This window comes from Pseudobacillus wudalianchiensis, assembly GCF_001685015.1.
Taxonomy (GTDB): Bacteria; Bacillota; Bacilli; order Bacillales; family Domibacillaceae; genus Pseudobacillus; species Pseudobacillus wudalianchiensis.
The window spans coordinates 213,537-238,462 of sequence record NZ_MAYT01000012.1 but is presented as its reverse complement, the minus strand read 5'-3'; the positions used below and the strand labels follow the sequence as shown (position 1 = coordinate 238,462).

Here is a 24,926-nt window from a genome sequence, read left to right as displayed (position 1 = left end):
CAATGTTCTTGACCCATGTTAATTTAATCTCTTCATTTCCTGCCGTCGCCGTTACACCCGTTGGCGCTTTCGCATCTTTGCTATTCTCGTCTTATATCCACCAGGAATTTCGATTCGAGCCTTCACCATACAGGCGGCTTTCACCGCATACGGCGATCCATCAGTTGTCGTTCTATTTGCTTATTTCCCCTAAAGACATTATAAATTGGATACTCAATTAAGTAACGATTTATTTGTCGACAAAAAAACAGAGAGCCAAATAAATGACTCTCTGCCTCTGCATGTCTTTCTAAAAAGGGCATGCAACTCTACCTATTCTACAGAATGTCTGCCAAAGTTTGTAAAGTCTCCCTTCGGTCGTATCTCCCATTCTTTTAGGTCGAAACTTTGTGAGCCTGTGTAGATACCTTTTTTTCTAAGAATGGTCCCTCCTGCTTCCAAAAAAGGCTGATTGGAATTTACATCACCTAACACGTCTACAATACGACCATCCTTTTTTAATACCAATGCTGTGGTATTAAATTCATTGGTACGATATAAATCAACTTCCTCATTGTAATACCAGGCATTAATTAAATCAAAAAAATCATAAAAGGTAGACTCGATAATATGATGGGTCATTCCAGGGAATGCTGGATGAAGAGGTACCGTCTGTATAGATTGACTATTAGTTTTCTTCATATATTTATGAATTTCAAGCTCATAGCCCTCTGCCTTATGATTCGGATTCCCGTCCCCTTTATAAAATAACTCAATGGCAATTCTACCATTCCCCCCGTCAAGATATTCTGAGAAGAATAACTCTGGGGTGCCCTGATCCCTGACTTCTAAAGTAAATGTTTGGGTGGACGTCCCTCCCTTTCCATCTTCAGCTGTTACTGTAATAGCCGTCTTCCCAACATTTCCAGGAGTCAAAGTGATGACTTTTCCATTTATTGACGCAGACGCTACATTAGTGTTAGAAGATGAAACAGTTAATGTTAAGTCGTCACCATCTTCATCTTTAAACGCTGTTGACGCATCAACAGTAAAGGCAGGCCGCGCATGTTTTCTTACTTGATCCATTAACAAGCGATCAACGACTGGTACATGATTAGCTTCCTTTACGGCTACGTTCACTTTAAACATCTTATAGTCATTTGAGATAATATAAAGCACTTGGTCTCCGTCTGCCGGATTTACAATTAACCTCTTTCCCTCTAAACGTACATTTCCTGGTTCTTTTAGCTGCAAATCATTATCACCATAGCCAGGAAATTCAGCAGACAGATCGACCGTTACATCGGATGTCCCTGGTTTGATCAACACGTCAATCTCGCTTCCTGCAATCATTTCTACGCATTTGACTGAGAAACTTTGTGTTGCCCGGCCGCCTCTTCCATCTGATGCTATTACTCTAATTGTCGCCGTTCCTTTGCCTAGGGGTTTTACAGTAAGCTGGCTTCCAGAAAGACTTGCTTCAGCTACAGTTTTGCTAGAAGAAGAAGCCGAATAAGTTAAAGCATCTCCATCAGCATCCTGAAAGGCATCCCCAACATCTAACACGATACCATCTTGTCCAATCATGGCTACTTGATTTTTAAGTGTTCCAAAAGAGACTGGACTATGATTAGTGACCGTCGGCTGAAGGGTGGAGGGTGTTTGTGCTCCACCAATAGTTGTAACTTGTCCTGCTCCCAGCACTTGAGTATTGAGCGCATTGACATTTAGATTAGAAACAGTGCCCTCTACAGTTAATGACGTATTTACCGCTTTCTCGGATATATCTAGATTAGCGACTGAAGCATTGGCTCCTACTTCCACTATAGAACCTAGACTGTTTAGTACTAAGCTATTTACCGTTGTCCCTGTTTTAATATTAAGATGGGTGCCCGCATCTGGATCATTGAATGCAAGTGAATTTCCATCTGCATATTCATTCCAGGTAGAGGAGCTGACATCATTAATCAAAATATTCCCTGTAACGGAAGAATGATTACTTACAGTAGCACTCGGTGTGGTTACCGTTAAATTGCCAATGATCGTGCCATTTTCCAGTTCCAAATTTCCAGCTTCCGATGTATCATAAGTCACATCGCCCGTTAGCGTGTGGCCTGCCAAATCGAGATTAACCAGTCTCCCAACCGAGACATTCCCCACAATATCTGCCGTGAATTTAATTGTTCGAGCAGCAGACGACAAAGCCTGCTGCAATTCCGTGTCGTTTGATACCTTTATTACAGTGCTGTTCCCGGCTTATGCCTACTGGCTTTCATACGGGCCTTCACCGTGCGGGCGACTTTCATCGCACACGGCGATCCGTCAGCGGCATTCTTTTAAACTTTTCTTCCCCTACCTCACTTATCATCAGTTGACTATCTTTCTTAACTGTCTTTAACGCACTTGCTCAATACCTGACAAACCCTTTTTTGGTTAAAAAGCGAAATATATGCTAAATGAATTTATTTATCTAATGAATAATAAAGAATGAGGTATACATAACCAGCCAATTATCCAGCAACCTTTGTATCTTTACTAATAGAGATTGCTCCACTTTCAGGAACTACTACTTCATATTCAACAGGTTCCCAGTAAAACCCAGCTTCTACGGAAACCGTAATGGATAATACTCCGCCTGGCCCCCGTGTAATAGTTAATTCGCTGTCTGTAAAACTAGCACTAGCCCCATTATTTGTATTTCCGGCAAAAGTAAAAGTCACACCGTTACTATTAACTGGTGTTTGCAATACTGGTTTTATTGCATCAGCATCCGGAGTAGTAACGGAGTTGTCTGTCATTAATTGAACAGCATTTACAACATTGATCATATCTACAATGTCTTGAACTTCATATACACTCCACATGCCGCTTGCTCCTGATTCAATCGCTTTGCGATAAGCCTCCTCATTTTGAATAAGTGCCGTTGTCAATCCAGTTGCTTTATTTAATATATCAACGGTTATTGTATTTGGTTGGCCTACTGCTATTGCAATTTCATTAAATGAAACTATGGCATTTACTCTTTCTTGAATTTCATTAACCGTCAATGCTCCATTTTTAGCGGTGAATGCATTTCCAATAGCATCTCTCACATCTAGTAAATTACTTCTAGTTACTCCGGTTACTCCTGCAGCAAGAAATACACCCTCGTCTGCAGTCCAATTTCCTGATTGAGCCTCGCTATTAATTTGCGTCAAAGCAGGTGAACTAGTTTCGCTATTCTCGTCTTATACCCATAATGAATGAGTTTTCGTTTCGAGCCCTCACCATGCAGGCAGCTTTCACTGCACACGGCGATCCGTCAGCCTTATTCTCTTCAATAGTCATATTAAACCCTAAAATTTAATACTTAACTTCAAAATAAAAGAGCAGTCAATCTATATAAATTAATTATCTTAATAAGTTACTTATTTTGGGGAAATAAGTTTTTTAGAGAACTGCCACTGACTGAGTTCCTTCGCTCCTACATGTTTTTTCCTTCTCACATGTTACCATGTAAGTCCGAACGGCATGTGATCCACACTACTATGAACCCGCAGCCATTCTCTTTGCTTCATCGGTGCTGATCCACCTCTTCAAAGAGAACTTCAAACGTTCCATTGCATCTATCCCTCATTTTGACAACCTTAGGTCTCCACTATTCAGAAATGAGAACGGCCAGTTTAACAGTCAACTATTCTGACCGCCATTATATCATTTCAGATATAAGGATAAGTATCGAACTCCTAGCTATTCGCGATACTTACTACCTCACTCTGCCTACATGGATTCGTCTGCCTGACCATAGCTGCCTTTTAAAGAACCCCGCCTCGATTTTCTCGAGTACGACTTCACCTGACTTAGTCCCTTCCGCGTATCAGCGCGTCATTGGACCCAGGAGGATTAGGCACTTGCATAAAAGACTGTTTAGCAAGGACAGGGAATTTCCCCCATCAATTAGATAGCAACAGTTAGAAAAATACATTTACTATGATTTTTCCGCTTATTTCACTAGAATCCTAGCTTATAAAGCAACGTTTCGTTTAATTTTGTTGAGGAGTTTTTGTTAAAGTCCAATCATTATTTTCATCTTGTACTACTGTATAAAGATCTTGACCAACTTTCATTTCAAAAGTGTTTCCTAATTTACTTCTATCAAAAGCAACTTTGTTATCACCATCTTCGATATTGTCAAAGGTAATAGTAATTGTGTAATCCTCGTTTCCATTCGAACTGCTTGCAAGCGTAGCAGTATACTGATTATCATCAATATTAATTATTGCTTCTCCATTTAATTCAACGCTTGAGCTCGCAGTAATAAATACATTAGCAGGCTCCATCGGGATAGCCGCCATTTGGAAGGTCCACTTTCCATTCGCGTATGAAACACTCACTTCACGGGTTCCGTCTTTAAAGGTGAAGGCTGTCACTTCCGACGGTATTCTAAACTTACCGGCATCATAAGTTACTCCATCGGAAACTTCTGTTATCTCTCCACTTCCTGTATAGGCAACCGTTAATGGCTTCGCTGGTTCTAACGGGATGGACGCCATCTGGAAGGTCCATTTTCCATTCGCGTAGGAAGCGCTCACTTCCCGGGTTCCATCTTTAAAGGTGAAGGCTGTCACTTCCGATGATATTCTAAACTTGCTGCCGTCATAAGTTACTCCATCGGAAACTTCTGTTATCTCGCCATTTCCTGCATAGGCAACCGTTAATGGCTTCGCTGGTTCTAACGGGATGGACGCCATCTGGAAGGTCCATTTTCCATTCGCGTAGGAAGCGCTCACTTCCCGGGTTCCATCTTTAAAGGTGAAGGCTGTCACTTCCGATGATATTCTAAACTTGCTGCCGTCATAAGTTACTCCATCGGAAACTTCTGTTATCTCGCCATTTCCTGCATAGGCAACCGTTAATGGCTTCGCTGGTTCTAACGGGATGGACGCCATCTGGAAGGTCCATTTTCCATTCGCGTAGGAAGCGCTCACTTCCCGGGTTCCATCTTTAAAGGTGAAGGCTGTCACTTCCGATGATATTCTAAACTTGCTGCCGTCATAAGTTACTCCATCGGAAACTTCTGTTATCTCGCCATTTCCTGCATAGGCAACCGTTAATGGCTTCGCTGGTTCTAACGGGATGGACGCCATCTGGAAGGTCCATTTTCCATTCGCGTAGGAAGCGCTCACTTCCCGGGTTCCATCTTTAAAGGTGAAGGCTGTCACTTCCGATGATATTCTAAACTTGCTGCCGTCATAAGTTACTCCATCGGAAACTTCTGTTATCTCTCCATTTCCTGTATAGGCAACCGTTAATGGCTTCGCCGGCTCTAATGGGATGGACGCCATTTGGAATGTCCATTTTCCATTCGCGTAGGAAGCGCTCACTTCCCGGATTCCGTCTTTAAAGGTGAAGGCTGTTATTTCTGATGGTATTCTAAACTTACCAGTATCATAAGTTACTCCATCGGAAACTTCTGTTATTTCTCCACTTCCTGTATAGGCAACCGTTAATGGCTTCGCTGGCTCTAACGGGATAGCCGCCATTTGGAATGTCCATTTTCCATTTGCGTATGAAGCGCTCACTTCCCGGATTCCGTCTTTAAAGGTGAAGGCTGTTATTTCTGATGGTATTCTAAACTTACCAGTATCATAAGTTGCTCCATCGGAAACTTCTGTTATTTCTCCGCTTCCTGTATAGGCAGCCATTAATGGCTTCGCTGGCTCTAACGGGATAGCCGCCATCTGGAAGGTCCACTTTCCATTTGCGTATGAAGCGCTCACTTCTCGGGTTCCGTCTTTGAAGGTGAAGGCTGTTACTTCTGATGGTATGGTAAACTTGCCATCTTGGAATGTAACCTTCTCATTAGAAATGCTTGTGACCTCACTTGTCGCCGTATAGACAATGTACGATATTATCGGAGCGTTTGAACCACCTCCCCCAGGGCTAGGAGTTTGTCCAGGTGTTTCGGGTTTGGTTTCCACTGTCTTGCCAGTAGGGTCTTTAACTGTGATTCCACTAGGAGTCCGAAGGATATCAATCGTCCCTGATGGAGCATTAACTGTTACACCGTTAACCGTGACAAGCATGTCCTTAATGTCTGCCGCATTCTCCACTGTAATACCTGCCGGCTTGTTGACTACCACACTATCAATTTTTCCGATTAATCTGACTGTTCCTGCGGCTTCGATCGCTAGCTTACTTCTGATCATACCTTGATCTTTATTGGCAAAACTTGTCCCATCACTGTCTTCTACAATTACCGAATTAAGGATTCCTTTATTGTAAAATGTACTTGCTTTAACATTTATCACTGTAGCGGTTCCTAAAATCTCTACATTTTCTCCAACAATAAAATCAGCATTTGGCATGTTAACAGATAAGTTTCCTTGAACATAAGCTCCGGCTTTCGAAGAAGATAAAGTAATAGATTCTGTTTCATCAGGAAGATTGTACTGAAGGTTTCCCACCAATGTTTTTCCGTTCAAGTCAACTTCTACATTACGGCTAATAACTGGTATAGCAGAAGAAGTAATGTTGGCTTCTAACACGATCTTAGTTATTTTGCCATTCTTCAAAGCTGCAAGCAGGTCGGCTTCATTTAAAACATTTGCTGTTGTTACTACCGGTTCTTCTTTTTCAACTTTTGATAACTTGTAAAGAAAAACGGCGAACTCTCCACGTTTAATCGCTTGATCTATGCCAAAAATCCCATTTAACTTCCCAGAAGTAATTTTATGATCAAAAAGAGCCGCAACAGAATCTTGGTAACGAGGTGCTACGTCCTTAAAAGGAAGATTTGCCTTGTCGCCTGTAATTTTGTAGGCTTTTGCCAGCATGATCGCCATCTCTCCACGGGTGATATTTTTCTCAGAATCAAATGTTTTAGCTGTTTTTCCATCCACGATACCAGCTGCTTTCAAAGTATCCACATAGGCTTTGGCACGAGTTGGAACATCTGTGAAACCAGAATCTTTTACACTCTCTACCTTTAGCTTTAATGCTTTTGCTAGCATCACTGCGGCGTCTACACGCTTAATCGTTAAATCTGTTCCAAATTGCGCAGCACTAATACCATCTGTAATTTTGTTGCTAACAAGATAGTCAACTGCTTCTTTGTAATTGCTGGATACATCTGTGAATGAAGCTGCATAGGCGGGAGAGACTGCTGTAGCCACAAGTGCAGCTGTCGCTGCTGTGGCCAGAAATTTACGATAAGGCTTTAGTTGGTAAGCCATTTACTATTTCCCTCACTTTTATTAATTACAATTTAGTAGAAACCTATCCCTTCCACTGTTTTCAAAACACGGCAAGTAAGAAGCCAAAAGGTAGACAAAACAGGCATTTAGTAACAAAGGAACAGTTAGTACCATGGGACTATTTTAACAGAAAACAGTTTACCATCAACATTTTTCTACATTTCTTCCTACTTTCAGTTAATTACCTAAATAGAGAAGAATACCTCCATATTCTCCTTCGATTCATAACAAATATCGATATAGACAATTTCATAAACTTACTTCGCTCTAGGATAAGAAAAAACTCTGTGGAGATTTTGAGCTACTGCTAAATTCTAGATGACTTCTAAAATTTAGCGACATTTCAGATTAACGACTTTCTATCTCTACTTGCTTTTCGATAGAACTTAGCAAAACCCAAGGAGTGACAGGCGCCTCACCTATTCCCCTATTTCATGGCAGTCGTATCCTTCATTATCCTTCGCAAAAAGTTGCCGAAGATGCGTCAGCCCGGCCGCACAACACTCGGCTGGATTACCACTCTCCTGTCCTTAGCCGTATCCGTCCTCTATCTACCTGGCATGCCTTCTGCTCTTGTCTGGCCTTATGAATGGCTCATCGTCCTTGTTTGGGTGATTTTCGGTTTTGTTTTCACAAAATGTCAATGCCTAAATATGGTCGGTTAATTCCGATCGGCATATGGATGAGGAAATTGATTGGGTTATTCAGTATGAGGTGGAAAAAGCTGATTTAGAGAAGAAGAGTCTTTAGGTAAAAGTGGAAAGATCATCCCTCTAGTATTTTAAAGCACTAGAGGGATGATCTCTTATCCTTTCTTATCTCACAATTACATTACCATCTTCATCAAGGGATAAATGAATATAGCCTCTCTGTTCAATTCCCGCTGCGGTAACGCTGACCTGTATATCATTCAACTGATTCACTTGCTTTTCTAATGTTCCTTTTGTGTTAAAAGTAATTTTCCACTGACCGTTTTCTTGCTGATGAATTTCACTGCCTACCGTTATTCCGTTAACAGTAAGGGTATCTGACCAATTATCCCAGTCTTTCGATAACTTGACTCCGATTGCGTCGGTGGTAATAGAGATGCCATCTACATCGGTAATAATCGCTGAATTATCCGGATTAGAATTAGCGTCTATGACTTTAAAGCTTGGCCAAGCTACATCGCTTTGAGTGTTTACATACGATACGAAACTCTTTTTAGCATAAAGTCGATAAGAAACATCTTTTTTAGGGTTATTAATTAAAAAGCGATAAAAGTTATCTTTAGACGTTCCATCTTCGTTTTTTGACTGTTCTATTTTAAACTTTACTTCACCTGACCAATCTCCATTTGAATAGTTTCCATCTATCCCCATCTCTTTCTGCAGCTCTTCAACTGTTGTATTGTCTATCTTCACAGTGAATTCTCCCAGTTTCTCCAAGCTCATTTCACTGATTACAAATGTATTATCAATTCGATACACTCTTTTAGACAGACCATTTTCTGCCGTAACAACGAGAAGGTCACCCCTCTCCAATAAGGCGGTTTTTTCTTTCACTACTCCATCCGCATTTTTCACCTGATAGGATTGGTTCGATTCATCAATAGCCTGTATTCCAGAAGTAAGTTCATCTACAATTGTTTTCCGATTCAAATGAATATATGAAGAAGCAGGAGCTGTGCCAACTGCGTGTATAAAGGAAGCTTCTTCTCTTTTATGAATAACCGTTTCGTCACTCGTTGTTTCCGTTTTCTCTGAAGGGGAAATCGTTACAGCAACTACTTTTTGTCCGAGCCATCTATCCCCAACCTGGAAGGAAAGGGCAACGTATTCAATCTGATTGCTATTCGTCAGGTTTTTTCGATTTAGAATCAGTTGACCAAATTCATCGACCCCTAGATACTGGCCTTCTCCTGCAACCCATTCATCCTCTACTGGCTGATTACCGATATGATTAACTCTCACCTGGACATTCTTAGGCTTTTCATCGTCANGAAGATAAAGTAATAGATTCTGTTTCATCAGGAAGATTGTACTGAAGGTTTCCCACCAATGTTTTTCCGTTCAAGTCAACTTCTACATTACGGCTAATAACTGGTATAGCAGAAGAAGTAATGTTGGCTTCTAACACGATCTTAGTTATTTTGCCATTCTTCAAAGCTGCAAGCAGGTCGGCTTCATTTAAAACATTTGCTGTTGTTACTACCGGTTCTTCTTTTTCAACTTTTGATAACTTGTAAAGAAAAACGGCGAACTCTCCACGTTTAATCGCTTGATCTATGCCAAAAATCCCATTTAACTTCCCAGAAGTAATTTTATGATCAAAAAGAGCCGCAACAGAATCTTGGTAACGAGGTGCTACGTCCTTAAAAGGAAGATTTGCCTTGTCGCCTGTAATTTTGTAGGCTTTTGCCAGCATGATCGCCATCTCTCCACGGGTGATATTTTTCTCAGAATCAAATGTTTTAGCTGTTTTTCCATCCACGATACCAGCTGCTTTCAAAGTATCCACATAGGCTTTGGCACGAGTTGGAACATCTGTGAAACCAGAATCTTTTACACTCTCTACCTTTAGCTTTAATGCTTTTGCTAGCATCACTGCGGCGTCTACACGCTTAATCGTTAAATCTGTTCCAAATTGCGCAGCACTAATACCATCTGTAATTTTGTTGCTAACAAGATAGTCAACTGCTTCTTTGTAATTGCTGGATACATCTGTGAATGAAGCTGCATAGGCGGGAGAGACTGCTGTAGCCACAAGTGCAGCTGTCGCTGCTGTGGCCAGAAATTTACGATAAGGCTTTAGTTGGTAAGCCATTTACTATTTCCCTCACTTTTATTAATTACAATTTAGTAGAAACCTATCCCTTCCACTGTTTTCAAAACACGGCAAGTAAGAAGCCAAAAGGTAGACAAAACAGGCATTTAGTAACAAAGGAACAGTTAGTACCATGGGACTATTTTAACAGAAAACAGTTTACCATCAACATTTTTCTACATTTCTTCCTACTTTCAGTTAATTACCTAAATAGAGAAGAATACCTCCATATTCTCCTTCGATTCATAACAAATATCGATATAGACAATTTCATAAACTTACTTCGCTCTAGGATAAGAAAAAACTCTGTGGAGATTTTGAGCTACTGCTAAATTCTAGATGACTTCTAAAATTTAGCGACATTTCAGATTAACGACTTTCTATCTCTACTTGCTTTTCGATAGAACTTAGCAAAACCCAAGGAGTGACAGGCGCCTCACCTATTCCCCTATTTCATGGCAGTCGTATCCTTCATTATCCTTCGCAAAAAGTTGCCGAAGATGCGTCAGCCCGGCCGCACAACACTCGGCTGGATTACCACTCTCCTGTCCTTAGCCGTATCCGTCCTCTATCTACCTGGCATGCCTTCTGCTCTTGTCTGGCCTTATGAATGGCTCATCGTCCTTGTTTGGGTGATTTTCGGTTTTGTTTTCACAAAATGTCAATGCCTAAATATGGTCGGTTAATTCCGATCGGCATATGGATGAGGAAATTGATTGGGTTATTCAGTATGAGGTGGAAAAAGCTGATTTAGAGAAGAAGAGTCTTTAGGTAAAAGTGGAAAGATCATCCCTCTAGTATTTTAAAGCACTAGAGGGATGATCTCTTATCCTTTCTTATCTCACAATTACATTACCATCTTCATCAAGGGATAAATGAATATAGCCTCTCTGTTCAATTCCCGCTGCGGTAACGCTGACCTGTATATCATTCAACTGATTCACTTGCTTTTCTAATGTTCCTTTTGTGTTAAAAGTAATTTTCCACTGACCGTTTTCTTGCTGATGAATTTCACTGCCTACCGTTATTCCGTTAACAGTAAGGGTATCTGACCAATTATCCCAGTCTTTCGATAACTTGACTCCGATTGCGTCGGTGGTAATAGAGATGCCATCTACATCGGTAATAATCGCTGAATTATCCGGATTAGAATTAGCGTCTATGACTTTAAAGCTTGGCCAAGCTACATCGCTTTGAGTGTTTACATACGATACGAAACTCTTTTTAGCATAAAGTCGATAAGAAACATCTTTTTTAGGGTTATTAATTAAAAAGCGATAAAAGTTATCTTTAGACGTTCCATCTTCGTTTTTTGACTGTTCTATTTTAAACTTTACTTCACCTGACCAATCTCCATTTGAATAGTTTCCATCTATCCCCATCTCTTTCTGCAGCTCTTCAACTGTTGTATTGTCTATCTTCACAGTGAATTCTCCCAGTTTCTCCAAGCTCATTTCACTGATTACAAATGTATTATCAATTCGATACACTCTTTTAGACAGACCATTTTCTGCCGTAACAACGAGAAGGTCACCCCTCTCCAATAAGGCGGTTTTTTCTTTCACTACTCCATCCGCATTTTTCACCTGATAGGATTGGTTCGATTCATCAATAGCCTGTATTCCAGAAGTAAGTTCATCTACAATTGTTTTCCGATTCAAATGAATATATGAAGAAGCAGGAGCTGTGCCAACTGCGTGTATAAAGGAAGCTTCTTCTCTTTTATGAATAACCGTTTCGTCACTCGTTGTTTCCGTTTTCTCTGAAGGGGAAATCGTTACAGCAACTACTTTTTGTCCGAGCCATCTATCCCCAACCTGGAAGGAAAGGGCAACGTATTCAATCTGATTGCTATTCGTCAGGTTTTTTCGATTTAGAATCAGTTGACCAAATTCATCGACCCCTAGATACTGGCCTTCTCCTGCAACCCATTCATCCTCTACTGGCTGATTACCGATATGATTAACTCTCACCTGGACATTCTTAGGCTTTTCATCGTCAGAAAACAAATCTGAAATTGGCATTCCCACTGCAATATCTGCAGGCAGTTCAATAGCTTTTTTATATTGTTCAAGAAAACTCTCTGCCTCTTCTTTTACAAGCCAATACTGTGCATCTTTAATCTGCCATAATAAACTTTCTTTTTCCTGAAAAGCATTATCTACTAGTTTTACTGCTCTTTCTGCATTGTCAATTTCATCTTGAGTCAGTCCTTCTTTTAGACGTTCATGTTCTTCATAATCATATGAATCTTCTTTATACAAACTGTAAACTGCTTCCCGGGCCTTTTTATACGCTTCTACTTTATCCTTTAATTCCATATTGACAGCTGCAACTAATCCTTTAATATCCGCGAACGAGTTCAAAGAATCTTGTTGCTTAATAATCTCTTCCTGGTAACGCTTCATACTGACTGAATCGTGCTCCATTATACTTCTTCCATAACTCTCTATAACATTTCCATTCTCATCTTTTACTTCTTCATGTTCCCAAGTAGCTCTTGGCAAGTACCAGTTTAACTTGTTCCCAATATTATTGGCGGCATACTTAATGATGAACACGCTTAGATCTTCATATGATTCTATTGAGCCTTCCTCATTCGGTGTTTTCTGTATATCCCCTCCAGCGCTAAACCAGTTCATTTCTACAAGAAACTCATTAAGTCTGGCAGGATCAAAATCATCGCCGTAGCTTAATTCTACCGCTGGAATTCCATCGACATACTTCCAATCTACTTTTGAAAAATCATATAACTTTGTTACTTTTCCAATGTTAAATAAATAGACGCTTTGAAACATCTGCTGAACGCTTCTACCTTCAGGATTAATGAGGGACTTAATCGTTAATGTCTTTGTTTCTTCATTTGCCTGAACATCGACTCCCCACCAATGCCAGATTTCATTAACGTCTACCATATCTACAACTTTATTATTACTATCCACTTGATAAACAAATACTTCATGGTTATTCCAAAGGATAAACTCTTCGTTTTGATATTCCTTAGCATTGGCTGGAGCTTCGTCGCCAATCTTCGGCTGCTTAAAATTGTTAGATTTATTTCTATCCATGACCAAGTATTTAACTTTGTGCTCACCCGGGTTTTTAATGTTCAACTTGACGTAACCGAACCGTTCTGTGCTTAATAAACCAGCATCGAAAAAGTCTCCTGGTTCAGATTCTGGCGGTGTTGGGATTTCCGTGCCTCCTCCTGGTCCTGGCGCAGGAGTACTTCCCCCTCCTGGTGGTGTCGGAATATTAGTATCTCCGCCATCAGTAACCGGAGGAACTATAACAGGAATAGAGCGAACTTGCGTTGCGTTTCCATAGATATCTTCTACAAAAAGTTTCACATCGTACTCAGAGCCAGGAGTTAAACCATCAATTTTTACTATATTAGAATCATTTACTCTTATTGATTGACCTCTATTTAACTGAACAAACCGACCTTCACTATCATATGCATTTTTTACTTGTTCTTGGGTTGGGTTCGGTGAACCTTTAGGCAACACAACATAATAAAGGTAGGCAAGCTCATTTACTTGTACATGCAAATCCACAGATGTAGGGGTTACTTTATCTACCTCAAAATTTTCTATCGTTGGAACTATTTTATCTGCATCACTAACGACAAACTGAATGGCTTTTGAATTTTGGATACCGTTCGAGCTTGATATTGTATTGGATTGCAGTAAAATGGTTTGAGGTTCTGCTATATCAATACTCTCTCCTGATTTCACCTCTAAACTAAACCCATGACTATCCTTCTTACTTCCGGAAAAAGATTCGATTATTACCCTTCCTTCAAATTTTGTACCTTTTAATGCTTCATAGATTGCTTCTTCTGCTTCACCAACAGAATTCTTAATTGGTCTGTCAAAATAAAGATTAACCATATCCCCTTCTACTAGCTTTTGATCTCCCGCCACTTCATTTTTATAAAGGTATACTGACATTGGATTACTGGCTTTCGGTCCCTCTTGCTTGTCAGGCTCTGAATGCTTAGAGGTGGTAAACTTAAAGACCTGCAAATTAGTAGAATTCCCCATCATGTCCTCAACAAACATAACTAATTGATAGGAAGTATTAGCTGCTAGATTGTTTATCGATATATTTTTTTGTTCATTGGCATGCAAAGGGAAGGTACGCTGTTGAAGTGCATCATCGTTTGCTGCGTTTCTCCCTTGTTTTACTTGCTCCTGCGTTGGAACCTTTTCTCCCTCTGGAAGGACTACATAATAACCAATCGCATTTTCGTTTACCTTGACTTTAAGATCTGCAGAAGAATCAGTCGGATTGACGATACCAAAATTAGGCATATCAAACTCCGGTGGTGTGCTATCCTTAGGAGGCGTGCTTCCAATCTGTTCTATCCGATCTTTCACCTGACTAAAGTTCTCAACAATATCCTCCGCTTTTTTGCCTTCTGGAATGGTAACATTAGTGATCTTTGCATTATCTCCGATCGTTACTTTTGACTTCTCATTTTTAGTTTCAAGATTTTGGATATGGCCTTTTGTGTCAAGGGTAACTGTTTTATCTGTGTTAATCACCACGTTTCCAACGTTCCCTTTACCAGTTACCTTAATGTCATCATTAGACTCAATAATAATATCTCTAATAGTGACGTTCAATTCTACAAGCGTGACACCTTTGTGAATATCTACTTTTGGAATAATCACATCCGGATCAGCAAAAATATTAGCATTCGCCTGTAAAGAAATAGAGGTCACTTTTGTACTGCCAGTTGCTGAAAAATAGGCATCTTTTTTCGCTATTTCAATCGTGGCGATCGTTGAATCTTTAAAGATTATAGTGATTCTTGTTTTTGGATCTTCTGCAGCTGCGCGGTAGAAGGCAGCTTTGGCTACTTTTGCTGCCTTTTGTTCAGCTACAGTCGTTTTGCCTTTAACCGTTAATTTATCCGATTCAAAGCTATTTTCTACTTTATCGGTAATCGTAAAATCATTGTTGACAGTTAAATTGGCAATCTTGCAATAATCCCCTTCTACGAAAAGAGAACCATCAATGACTGCACCTTGTCCATCAAGCACAAGCTGCTTATCGGATGTGCCGCTATTAACAAGCGTCAGTTCTGTTACTTTCTCGATCACAGTGCCTTTCGCTTCAAATGTAATAGAGGCTTTCTCCAAGGCCTCGCTATTGCTTTTGCTAAATAACTTCTTCAAAGAATCGGAAGCACTATAGGTCTTGCCAGCAACCGTAATGCCTCCTTCATCTAGCTTGTCAATGCTTCCTTGGAAGGTCTCAGGTTTCGTCGTATCACTTCCCGGATTTGTCGTGCCGCCCCCTGGGTTTGTTGTTCCACTTCCAGGGTTTGTGGTGCCGCCTGGTGTCTCTGGCTTACTCTCTACTGGCTTTGTTTCCACCGGTTTGCCCTCAGGATCTTTTACCGCCACTCCTTCGCTAGCTTTCAGTGTGTCGATCGTTCCTTTTGGCGCCTTTATCGTTACATCATTGGTTGTCACAACCATTTCTTTAATCACTGCATTGTCATCCACTGTGATAGCCGCTGCTTTGTTGACTGTTACGGAATCAATTTTCCCGATCAACTTCACAGAGCCCGTCGCTTCGATGGTGATATCCTTTTTAATGGTTCCACCGTTATCGAAACTTGTTCCATCACTGTCTTCTACGACCACCGAATGAAGTGTCCCTTTATTATAGAAAGTATTCGCTTTTACATTGACCACTGTAGTAGTGCCTGTAATTTCGACGTTTTCTCCAACAATGAAATCGGCTTTCGGCGTATTAACAGCTACATCTCCTTTTACTTGCGCCCCTTCTTTAGAAGAAGATAATGTAATGGCCTCTGTCCCGTTAGGAATGTTATATTGAAGATTGCCTGTCAGCACTTTTCCATTTAAATCAATTTCTACATTATGGGTAATAACCGGCAGATTAGCAGATTCTATGTTGGCTTCTAATATAATTTTAGTGACTTTGTCATTTTTCAAAGCAGCCTTTAGTTCTGTTTCATTTGTTGCTTTTACTGTTGGTGTAATGATCGGTTCTTCTTTTTCAACCTTAGATAGTTTGTACAAGAATATTCCAAATTCGCCTCGTTTGATGGCGTCTCCTGTTCCAAAAGCTTTCATTGTTTTCCCTGATGTGATTTTATGATCCACTAGAGCAGCGACTGAATCCTTATAGAGGAGACCAACATCTGTAAAAGAAAGATTCGTTTTATCCCCTTTAATTTGATAAGCCTTTGCCAACATGATCGCTGCTTCTCCGCGAGTAATGTTCTGGTCAGAGGCAAAAGTCTTCTCTGTTTTCCCGCTTATGATCCCGGCCGCTTTTAATGCATTCACGGATGCTTTAGCACGGGCCGGAACATCTGTAAAACCAGCATCCTTCACACCTTTAGTATCTAACTTCAACGCCTTTGCCAGCATAACCGCCGCATCCACACGTTTAATCGTTAAATCGGTACCGAATTCAGTAGAGCTAATGCCCTCGGTGATTTTGTTATTAACAAGGTAATCAACTGCTTCCTTGTACTTACTAGATACATCTGTGAACGCCGCCGCATAAGCAGGTGTAACAGCTGTAGCGACAAGTGCCGTTGTGGTGGCAGCTGCCACGAATTTCTGATGAGATTTCGATTGATAAGCCATCCATTCATTCCTCCAGATTTTAATCATTAGAACATATAAAAACTACCCTAATGGATTGCCGTTCCAGGGATATCTAAGCAATAAGTATGATAAAGTTATAGATATAACAAGGAAACATTTGATGCATACGCACTATAGTAGTATTATTTTACTATTTTAACATATCACACATACAATTTACATACATTAACAAATATGGATAGCTATTTTTATATAAAAATTTACCAATTTATGTAATGAAAAAGAACAGCCATCGCTGTTCTCCCTTCTACTTATATCTCATTCAATTTTTCTTCAGGCGCGATTACTTACTCTCCATCCTGTTCCTCATCATTCACTTGATCGGCTGGATCGTTTTCTTTTCCAATTATCCGCAAGCCTATTCTTATTTTTATCGATGACAGGCTTGCCTTTCGCCTCTGCCAGTGTAAATCCCTATGCAAATATTAGAGACAGACCGAGACGACAAGCTAATACTTTTCTTACCTTTTTCATGTACATTCCCCTTTTCTCCTATATTTTCGGCAGCTGGCTAGCCTAGCAGAGAACCGCCTTAGCTCCTACAGCTTGCGTAACTATGTTTCCATAGTATTTCCTTTTCCTTGTCTATACGAAAGAGAATATATACAAATATAACAATTAGTGTATTTTATTTCCACAGTAAATTAACAAGCTAAATAGAATACTTCCTGATCATTTTTCGACGAACGCCTTTTACCTCAATATCTTTCTGATAATTCTTTTTTTTATTTGTTTTCACTTTATTAAACATTAAAATAGTCGATAAAGTATATAGAAACGTTTACATTGGAGGAGACCTCATGAGACAAAGAGAAGGAAAGTTAAGTACAAAAATTACGATGCCTTTATTAGCAGCGATGTTACTTATTCTTGTCATCACGACATTTATTCTATTTAAGAATACAAAGATGACCGTGGAACAGACAATCTCGAACTTTAGCATGAATACAGCTAAAAACATCGCTTCTGGCTTAGACACGAAAACATTTGAAAACTTCCTGGACACCCCCGTCGAATCAGACGACTATTGGAAGCTGAGAGAGCAGCTCGGGGATTATCAAGTGAAATCCGGAGCAGCCTATGTCTATATTCTCAACGAAAAAAATAAAGCGATTACTATCCTTGTGGACGGTTCACCGAAGGATGCAGAGGATGCAGCTGAAATTGGGTCTCCCACCACAGGTACTACATATGAAGACGTGGAACCCGCTTTAAAAGGGGGCACAGCTTCAACAGACATCATCAATGATCCCCAGTATGGAAAATATTTATCGGCGTTTGCTCCTATTAAAGGTAAGAATAATGAAGTGATTGGAATATTAGGGGTCGATATTATGGCGGAGGATGTAGGGGCTATACAAAATCATGTCATTTCTCATTCCCTGCCTCTGTACCTGTCCATTCTTCTACTACTGGTTGTGGGTACGAGCGCCCTGCTATTCTTTTATACAAAATCACGCCTTGCTCCCCTATCCGTAATCTCAAAAACAGCAAGAGAAATCCAAAATGGAGAGCTTGAAAAAGCAGAGCAATTAATTAATGGGCTTGTGATTAAAGGAAATGACGAAATCAAGCATGTCGGAGAGTCATTTAAAAGCATGACCGAACGAATTAAAAGACTGCTTGCCCATATTGCAGACATTTCCGGCCACCTCGTTCAGACATCTGAACAGCTTTCGGCAGATGTGCACTCTGCCAAGGGCTCCAATAAAAACATTTTTCGGAAGATTGATAACATTGCGGAGGGCAGTAAAAGCAACTTGCAGCAGTCCGAGGAATCGGTGAGAGCGATGGAAGAAATGGCGATCGGCATTCAGAAAATCGCCGACTCTTCCTCCAGTGTTTCCGAATCATCGAATGATGTCACGAAAACCGTCGAAGCAAGCGATCAGGACATCGTTAAAGTTATTGATGAAATCCAAGGTGTCGAAACATCTATCACCGAAACAGCGAACAAGCTGAAAAACATGATTAACCAAGTCGATGAAATCAGCCAAATTACCAAAGTCATTACCGACATCTCCAATCAAACAAATTTATTGTCATTAAACGCAACCATTGAAGCAACCCGGGCAGGCGAGCACGGAAAAGGCTTTGCTGTCGTAGCGGAGGAAGTCAGAAAGCTCGCTGAAAAATCAAAGTTCTCCGCGGAAGAAATATCCCGGCTGATCAATGACTTTACCCATACGACTCACAGTGTAATTTCTGATATGAATGAAAGTACAGGCAAAGCACACAAAGGAACAGAGGCCGTCATGCACACGGGAGCGATGTTCACCAGCATTCTGAATTCCGTTCAAAAGGTAAACGAAGAAATCCAAGAAGTTTCGGCCGTCACAGAACAATTAAGTGCCGGATCAGAAGAAATCTTCGCCTCTCTCGAACAGTTTTCAACCATCACGAAACAAACGGCCAAAGACACAATTGACGTTGCAAACGCTTCGAAGGAAGAACTGACCCAAATGGATAAAATCGAAGAGACGACGATTATATTGAAGGAGTTTGCGGAGAAGCTGGAGGAATCGGTGGCGATGTTTAAGTAGGATGTTATCATTCTAACTAGTTAAGAGAACAACAGAGAGCCAACCACTTTTTATGGTTGGCTCTCTGTTTCGTTCGTTAGTTCTTAGCCATTTCCGAATTGTAAAGGAAGATCGCAAAGTCACCTCGTGTGATCGGAATAGATGTTCCAAATTCATAATCGTTAATACCGGTAACGATCTTATAGCGAACGAGCGAAGAAATAGCATTATCATAGCGCGAGCTGACATCTACAAAGGAATGATGGGTGCTGTCCGGTGTAAATTTGTACACACGCTGCAGGATCAACGCCATTTCACCGCGTGTAATCTGATCATTTGTGCCAAACGTCGTTTTCGTTTTGCCGCTGATCACGCCACTTGCTTTTAAAGCATTCACATAAGCTTGTCCGCGCGCCGGAACATCTGTAAACCCTGCTTTAGGAGCAGTCGCCGTATCTAATTCAAGTGCTTTGGCGATCATAATCGCGGCATCCACCCGTTTAATTGTCGCGTTGGTACCGAACGTTGTTTTTGATAAGCCGCTGGCAATCTTTTTGCTTACTAAATAATTAACAGCATCGACGTGAATCGGTTTCAAGTCTGTGAATTGCTGTGAATTTACCTGAATAACGGCTTTCGCTGTGAATCCTTTGTAAGAAGCTTTAATAGTGGTGGTCCCCGGCTTCAGTGCTTGGAACTTTCCATAGATGAAAGTCGCCACATCCGGATTTTCCGAGCTCCACTGCACTTCAGCAGAAGGAATGGCCTTCACCGTTCCATTGCTGTATTTTCCCTTAACCGTAAAACCTTGAACATCATCGACACTCATATGAAGAGAAGCGGGAGTGATCTGAATACTAGTTAGCTCGTTAAAGAGAATCGCCGTATCATACACAGTGCCTCCAACAACTAAACGCTTGCCATTATGACTAAACTCAACATCATCACTATAATAGTAGAAACCATAGTTTCCTTTAGCAACCAACTCTTTGGTCTCTGTATCAAATATTTTGAATGGGCTGTATTGCTCTCCCACAGCCACATATTTGTGGTTCAAGTTAAAATCAAAATCTTTCCACTGGCTGCTGTAATCATTTTCTTCCAGAGGAATCATTTCATAATGATTGTTCACATCAAATAAGTATGGCTGCTGATCATTAATTAAGGAAAAGTATAAAACCTTGTTATCGGCAGAATACTTTACCTTCACAATGTCTGAGAAATAGTCGGGACCAACCGATTTGGTGCTTATGTACTCTCCGCTTACTGCCTGCCTTACATTAATACTGCCATCTTTCAATCCAATAGCCAAATGCTGTTCAGCCGCATTGTACGCCAGCGATGTTGGCAAAGTAGGCATAGTGAGCTCCAACAATTTTGTACCTTTTAAAAGATCCCAATAAATCACACTCTTCTCGCCATCGGCAGTGTATAAAACAGTCCCATCCTTATTTAAAGCAATATCGTAAAATTTTCTATAGTCGCCTTTTTCTACTGTTAAGGTTGAAAGCAAAAGGCCTGTTTGCACATCCCAAACCTTTACATTTCCGCTATAACCTGTGCTAATAGATACGAGGCGCTGGCCATCCGGGCTAAATAGGATTTTGGAAATCTCGTAGGCATCCTTATCTTCCCATTTGTTCACCTGTGCCCCCGTGGCCGCATTGTATACGGTAATATAGCCAGACGAATCACCCGTCACAATAAACTTATCATCCGGGCTAAAAACCCCTGTCGTAATACTGCTATCAGTTTTTAATTCTGCTATTTTAGGCAAATCCAAGAACTCTGATGCACTTGCTTTATCGAAGAATATAATGCACGCAAAAAAAGCTGCCAGCACAATAAATAACTTCTTCACTTTACGTCCCCCCTATATCTAATTTGCTATTTAAGAAAACTGCAATCCCATCAATAAAACACGAAGCTTCAAATAATTTTTAATTCCTCTAAATCAATAGGATTAGGTATATTATCTCACATTATATTAAATAAAATTGTATAATTTTGTCGAATGAGAGGAATTTCTACTTTTGAGACCCAATGAAAAATAGGAAACTAGATAAATAGTTCCCTATGTTGATTTATTTCTTATTTTCCTCTATATCACTCGTCTTACCACATCAACTGGCTTTATAACACAAATAAAAAACCCTAAGACTGATTCCTAAAGTAAATTATAGGAAGTCTTAGGGTTTTTATTTAACTTACTTCACTCTGATTTAAACAAAAGAAGTAAGACAATGTTTTGATTATTATTGAGCAACAGTGATGTTAGCAGGAACAGAAAGCTTATTACCTGGAGTAACCGCGTCAGTAATATCAAGACTATCAAGAGCTTTTAGAGAGATTCCTTGAGTAAGTTGATCAGCTGTTAATGCAGTACTCAATGTAATAGTAGCAGTATTAGCATCAGCTCCAGTTCCAGGAGTGACATCTACTTTTACAGGAGTAGCTACTGATTTACCACCAACTAAAAGTTCAAAATCATCAGCAGTACCATCTTTAATATTCTCAGAGAATGTTAAAGTAATTCCAGTAGTAGATGTAAGTTTGGCTGATTTAACAGTTGGTCTCACATTTTCATTAAGAATAACTGGTTGAACAGTCGTTTCCATAACCTTAGTTGAACCAAGAGCTTTTACATTTGATACAGTTACATTACGTGTACCAGAGAATGTGTTAGAATCCTTTTTCAAGTTTAATGTAGCAACTTGAGTAGTTCCACTAGCTGCTGCTAATGTAACAGATTCTACCACTGCTCCGTCAACTTTGTAGTTTGCAACGTTTGTTGCTGACGCGCCGTCAACTGGTTTATCAAAAGTAACGTTTACTTTATCGTTATCAGCACCTTGTGCAATAGAAGTTACTTTAACAACATCGCTTGTTGTAGGAGTGCCGTCTTCGCCGCGAGTAAACTTAGCTTTACCTGTTGTAACTGCTGCACCTGCTACGCTTTCTACGTTAGCAAATGTTAGATCTAGATCATAAACAGCACCTTTAACATCTGTAGTAGTGCCTAAGAATGTATCAAGCTCGACACGAACAACTTTCTTGTTAGCAGTGTCTTTATAATCAATGTTATTATTGGCACCTGCTAATGTAACATTGTTTGTAATATAGTCTTTTACATAAGTGCCAGTAGCGCTAAGTTTTGATTCGCTTCCTGATGCAGTAGATAATACTACATCTTTGTCGAATACGATATCTAAGTATTCTTTACCGTTAGTTGAATCTTTAGATACATTAGTAGAAACGACTTTTGGAGCTACTTCATCTTTAACGAATGTAACAACTTTGCTGAATGTAGCCGTTTCACCAGAAAGGTCTACAATTGGGTTAGCAGACGCCACAGTAGCAGCACCATCAAGTAGAGCAGCTGTTGTGAATTCGAAAGTTGTTGAGTCATCACCAACTTGTTCAACACTGCTTACAGCAGTTCCATTGACTGTAATATCAGCCGCTGCTGGCTTTTGAACAGCTTCAGAAAACTTAACTGTGAACTTCTTAGCGCCTGTTTGTGTAATTCCAGATACAGTTGGTGCCACGCCGTCCTTATCACCTTTTTGGAAAGATACAGTGCTAGGGTTAGGAGTCATCACATTACCAACTTGGTCTTGAACACCCACAAATGTTGCAGTAATTTCTTTGTTAACTGGAACATCACTGCCTAGAGTAAATACAATTTCACTGTCTCCATTTGCAGAAGTATAAGCAACTCCATTGCCACCAGAAGCAATAGTCTTTCCGTCAGCATCTTTAAATGTTACAGAAGTGCCTGCAGTAGAGAGAGCTTTAATTGGCTCAGAGAACTTAACTTTTACTTGTGTTGCATTTAATTTTTCTGTACCAACGATTGCAGGCGCCGTTGTATCTGCTGCAAAGGTAACAACTTGATCAAACTTTTCGATAGCTTTTCCATCTGCAGTTTTTACATTGTCTACCACAACTTTATATCGCTTTTCAAGCGGATTATTAGTTGTCACAGTAAGAGTTTTGCCATCTTTAGAAAGCGTAGCTTTAGTTGTGGATGCTGCTGCAGGACTTTGGCCATCTAATGCTGTTAATGCTAGGTTAGCAGTTTTAAAGTTTCCATTTGCATCAAATAAAGTATCTTTATCTACTGGCTGGTTGAATTGTACTACCACTTGAGTAGCGTTAGCCGCTTTTACTTCTGTTACTTCTGGAGCAACTGACTTAACAATAACTTTTACAGTGGCTTCAATATCAGTATCAGCTACATCACCTTTAAGTGTATATTCACCAGCTTTATCTAGATCAAGGCCAGTTCTATTCCATTGAACGGCTTTATTAGTTTTTTCACCGTTAGAAAGTGTTACTTCTACTTGTGAAGGTAGAGTTAATTCAGCGCCTTGGTTAACAGTAATATCAGCTACTGGGCTTACGCTTTTTACTGTTGGAGCTGTGAGGAAATCTTTCGCACGATACATGAATAAAGCAAATTCACCACGAGTTACGTTTGCATCAGGAGCGAAAGTTGTTGGTGTTTTACCAACAGTGATTTTGTTAGCAAGAAGCTTGTCAACATATGGATCCCAGTTGCTATTTACATCTGTGAATTCATTTTTAGTATCGCCAGCTTTTAGGTCATAAGCATTAGCGATGATTTTTGCCATTTCAGCACGCTTAATTTGTGCACTTGGCTCGAAAGTTTTTTCTGTTTTACCGCTAATAACGCCTTTAGCATAAAGAGCGTTAACTGCACCTTTTACACGACTGTTAAGATCTGTGAAGGCAGAAGCTGGGGCATTATCAGTATCTAATTTTAATGCTTTAGCGATCATTACAGCTGCATCGCCACGAGTGATTGGAAGAACTGTTCCAAATTCAGTTTTAGAAGTACCTTGAGCGATGTTGTTGTTTACTAAGTAATCAACAGCCTCTTTATAGTTTTTGTTTACATCAGTGAATTCAGCAGCGAATGCAGGAGTTACTGCTGTAGCCACGAGAGTTGCTGTTGCAGAAGCTGCAACGAATTTGCGGTAATTATTGGATTTAAAAGCCATTTATGTTATACCTCCAATTTTTTAACTTGAACGATTATATTTTCCCACAATTGATAGATTCTGTACAAATACCAAAAGTCTCAAATTATTACCAACAAAAAGGATATTTTTTACATTTAATATGACTATTATACCTATTTTTTAGATTTTAATAGATTTTAACCCAGTTAATTACATTATGTAAACTTTCCAATGAAGTAACAATTTGTTGCACACCTCCATTTTCTGTCGGATATGGTAAGATTATTGACCAATATTCTTCTACCCACTACTCATTTATACTAAACTTAGAATATTTAAAAAATATAAAACCTAGGTGTTTTTTGATATACTTAGTTTCGTTTTATTAAGAAGGTTTAATAACCAGCGTATTTCTTTACACTATTTATCTACCTAAAACCTTTAAAATCATTGATCAGAATGCCAACTTAAAAGTGTATAAACAAACCCACTTAACTATATAAAACCACATATTATTTCACTCCACGTTTAACAAAGGGCTCTCCCTGCTCAAACTACTTCTGAAAGAATGAATAAAGAAGCAGATAGAAATGACAGAGGTTAAAAATTACCCATGGTTACAAATGGACAGTTGAATGACTTCGAGCATGTAAAAAGACCCTTTAAGAGACTTCCATAGCAAAGCAAATAACGGTCCCGCATTTGATCATGTGAAGTCGCTGGCTTGCTAAATATTCA

Annotated in this window: 11 protein-coding genes and 1 riboswitch; of the genes, 3 read left to right on the top strand and 8 right to left on the bottom strand. The window is 39.9% G+C overall.

The features are described 5' to 3' along the window. Positions 1-312 precede the first annotated feature (312 nt). From A8F95_RS21675 to A8F95_RS08990, 3 genes are all read right to left on the bottom strand, one after another. Entirely contained in the window at positions 313-2,193 is a 1,881-nt protein-coding gene (locus tag A8F95_RS21675; protein ID WP_141676252.1) for an Ig-like domain-containing protein, read from the bottom strand. A 296-nt stretch (positions 2,194-2,489) separates the two neighbouring features. Then, a complete protein-coding gene (locus A8F95_RS08995; RefSeq protein ID WP_141676251.1) occupies positions 2,490-3,176 on the bottom strand; it encodes a hypothetical protein in 687 nt (228 codons plus the stop codon). 825 nt (positions 3,177-4,001) lie between these two features. Further along, positions 4,002-7,193, bottom strand: a complete 3,192-nt coding sequence (locus tag A8F95_RS08990) for an S-layer homology domain-containing protein (protein WP_065410198.1) — start codon at positions 7,191-7,193, stop codon at positions 4,002-4,004. A gap of 455 nt (positions 7,194-7,648) precedes the next feature. On the opposite strand from A8F95_RS08990, the gene A8F95_RS08985 reads away from it, so the two are divergent. Further along, the gene (locus tag A8F95_RS08985) at positions 7,649-7,879 is read left to right on the top strand and encodes a hypothetical protein (RefSeq protein WP_065410195.1); all 231 of its coding nucleotides are present in this window, start codon (positions 7,649-7,651) and stop codon (positions 7,877-7,879) included. Positions 7,880-8,029: 150 nt separating this feature from the next. Here A8F95_RS08985 and A8F95_RS08980 read toward each other — a convergent pair whose 3' ends face one another. Together A8F95_RS08980 and A8F95_RS08975 are read right to left on the bottom strand one after the other, a co-directional pair. Continuing rightward, positions 8,030-9,166, bottom strand: a complete 1,137-nt coding sequence (locus A8F95_RS08980) for a hypothetical protein (protein ID WP_141676250.1) — start codon at positions 9,164-9,166, stop codon at positions 8,030-8,032. Positions 9,167-9,191: 25 nt separating this feature from the next. After that, the gene (locus A8F95_RS08975) at positions 9,192-10,019 is read right to left on the bottom strand and encodes an S-layer homology domain-containing protein (RefSeq protein ID WP_065410196.1); all 828 of its coding nucleotides are present in this window, start codon (positions 10,017-10,019) and stop codon (positions 9,192-9,194) included. 455 nt (positions 10,020-10,474) lie between these two features. Here A8F95_RS08975 and A8F95_RS08970 point away from each other — a divergent pair, with 455 nt between their 5' ends. Further along, entirely contained in the window at positions 10,475-10,705 is a 231-nt protein-coding gene (locus A8F95_RS08970; RefSeq protein ID WP_065410195.1) for a hypothetical protein, read from the top strand. 150 nt (positions 10,706-10,855) lie between these two features. Here the strand turns inward: A8F95_RS08970 and A8F95_RS08965 are convergent, their stop codons facing one another. Beyond that, positions 10,856-16,657: an S-layer homology domain-containing protein gene (locus A8F95_RS08965; RefSeq protein ID WP_065410194.1), complete on the bottom strand. Its 5,802-nt coding sequence runs from the start codon at positions 16,655-16,657 to the stop codon at positions 10,856-10,858. 520 nt (positions 16,658-17,177) lie between these two features. Next, positions 17,178-17,263, bottom strand: a riboswitch (cyclic di-GMP riboswitch). A 215-nt stretch (positions 17,264-17,478) separates the two neighbouring features. Here A8F95_RS08965 and A8F95_RS08960 point away from each other — a divergent pair. Then, positions 17,479-19,221, top strand: a complete 1,743-nt coding sequence (locus A8F95_RS08960) for a methyl-accepting chemotaxis protein (RefSeq protein ID WP_065410193.1) — start codon at positions 17,479-17,481, stop codon at positions 19,219-19,221. Positions 19,222-19,297: 76 nt separating this feature from the next. On the opposite strand, the gene A8F95_RS08955 is transcribed toward A8F95_RS08960, so the two are convergent. Both A8F95_RS08955 and A8F95_RS08950 read right to left on the bottom strand, forming a co-directional pair. Continuing rightward, entirely contained in the window at positions 19,298-21,061 is a 1,764-nt protein-coding gene (locus A8F95_RS08955) for an S-layer homology domain-containing protein (RefSeq protein ID WP_065410192.1), read from the bottom strand. A gap of 394 nt (positions 21,062-21,455) precedes the next feature. Beyond that, positions 21,456-24,227, bottom strand: coding sequence for an S-layer homology domain-containing protein (locus A8F95_RS08950; protein ID WP_077247289.1), 2,772 nt, complete (start codon positions 24,225-24,227; stop codon positions 21,456-21,458). Positions 24,228-24,926: the final 699 nt, after the last annotated feature.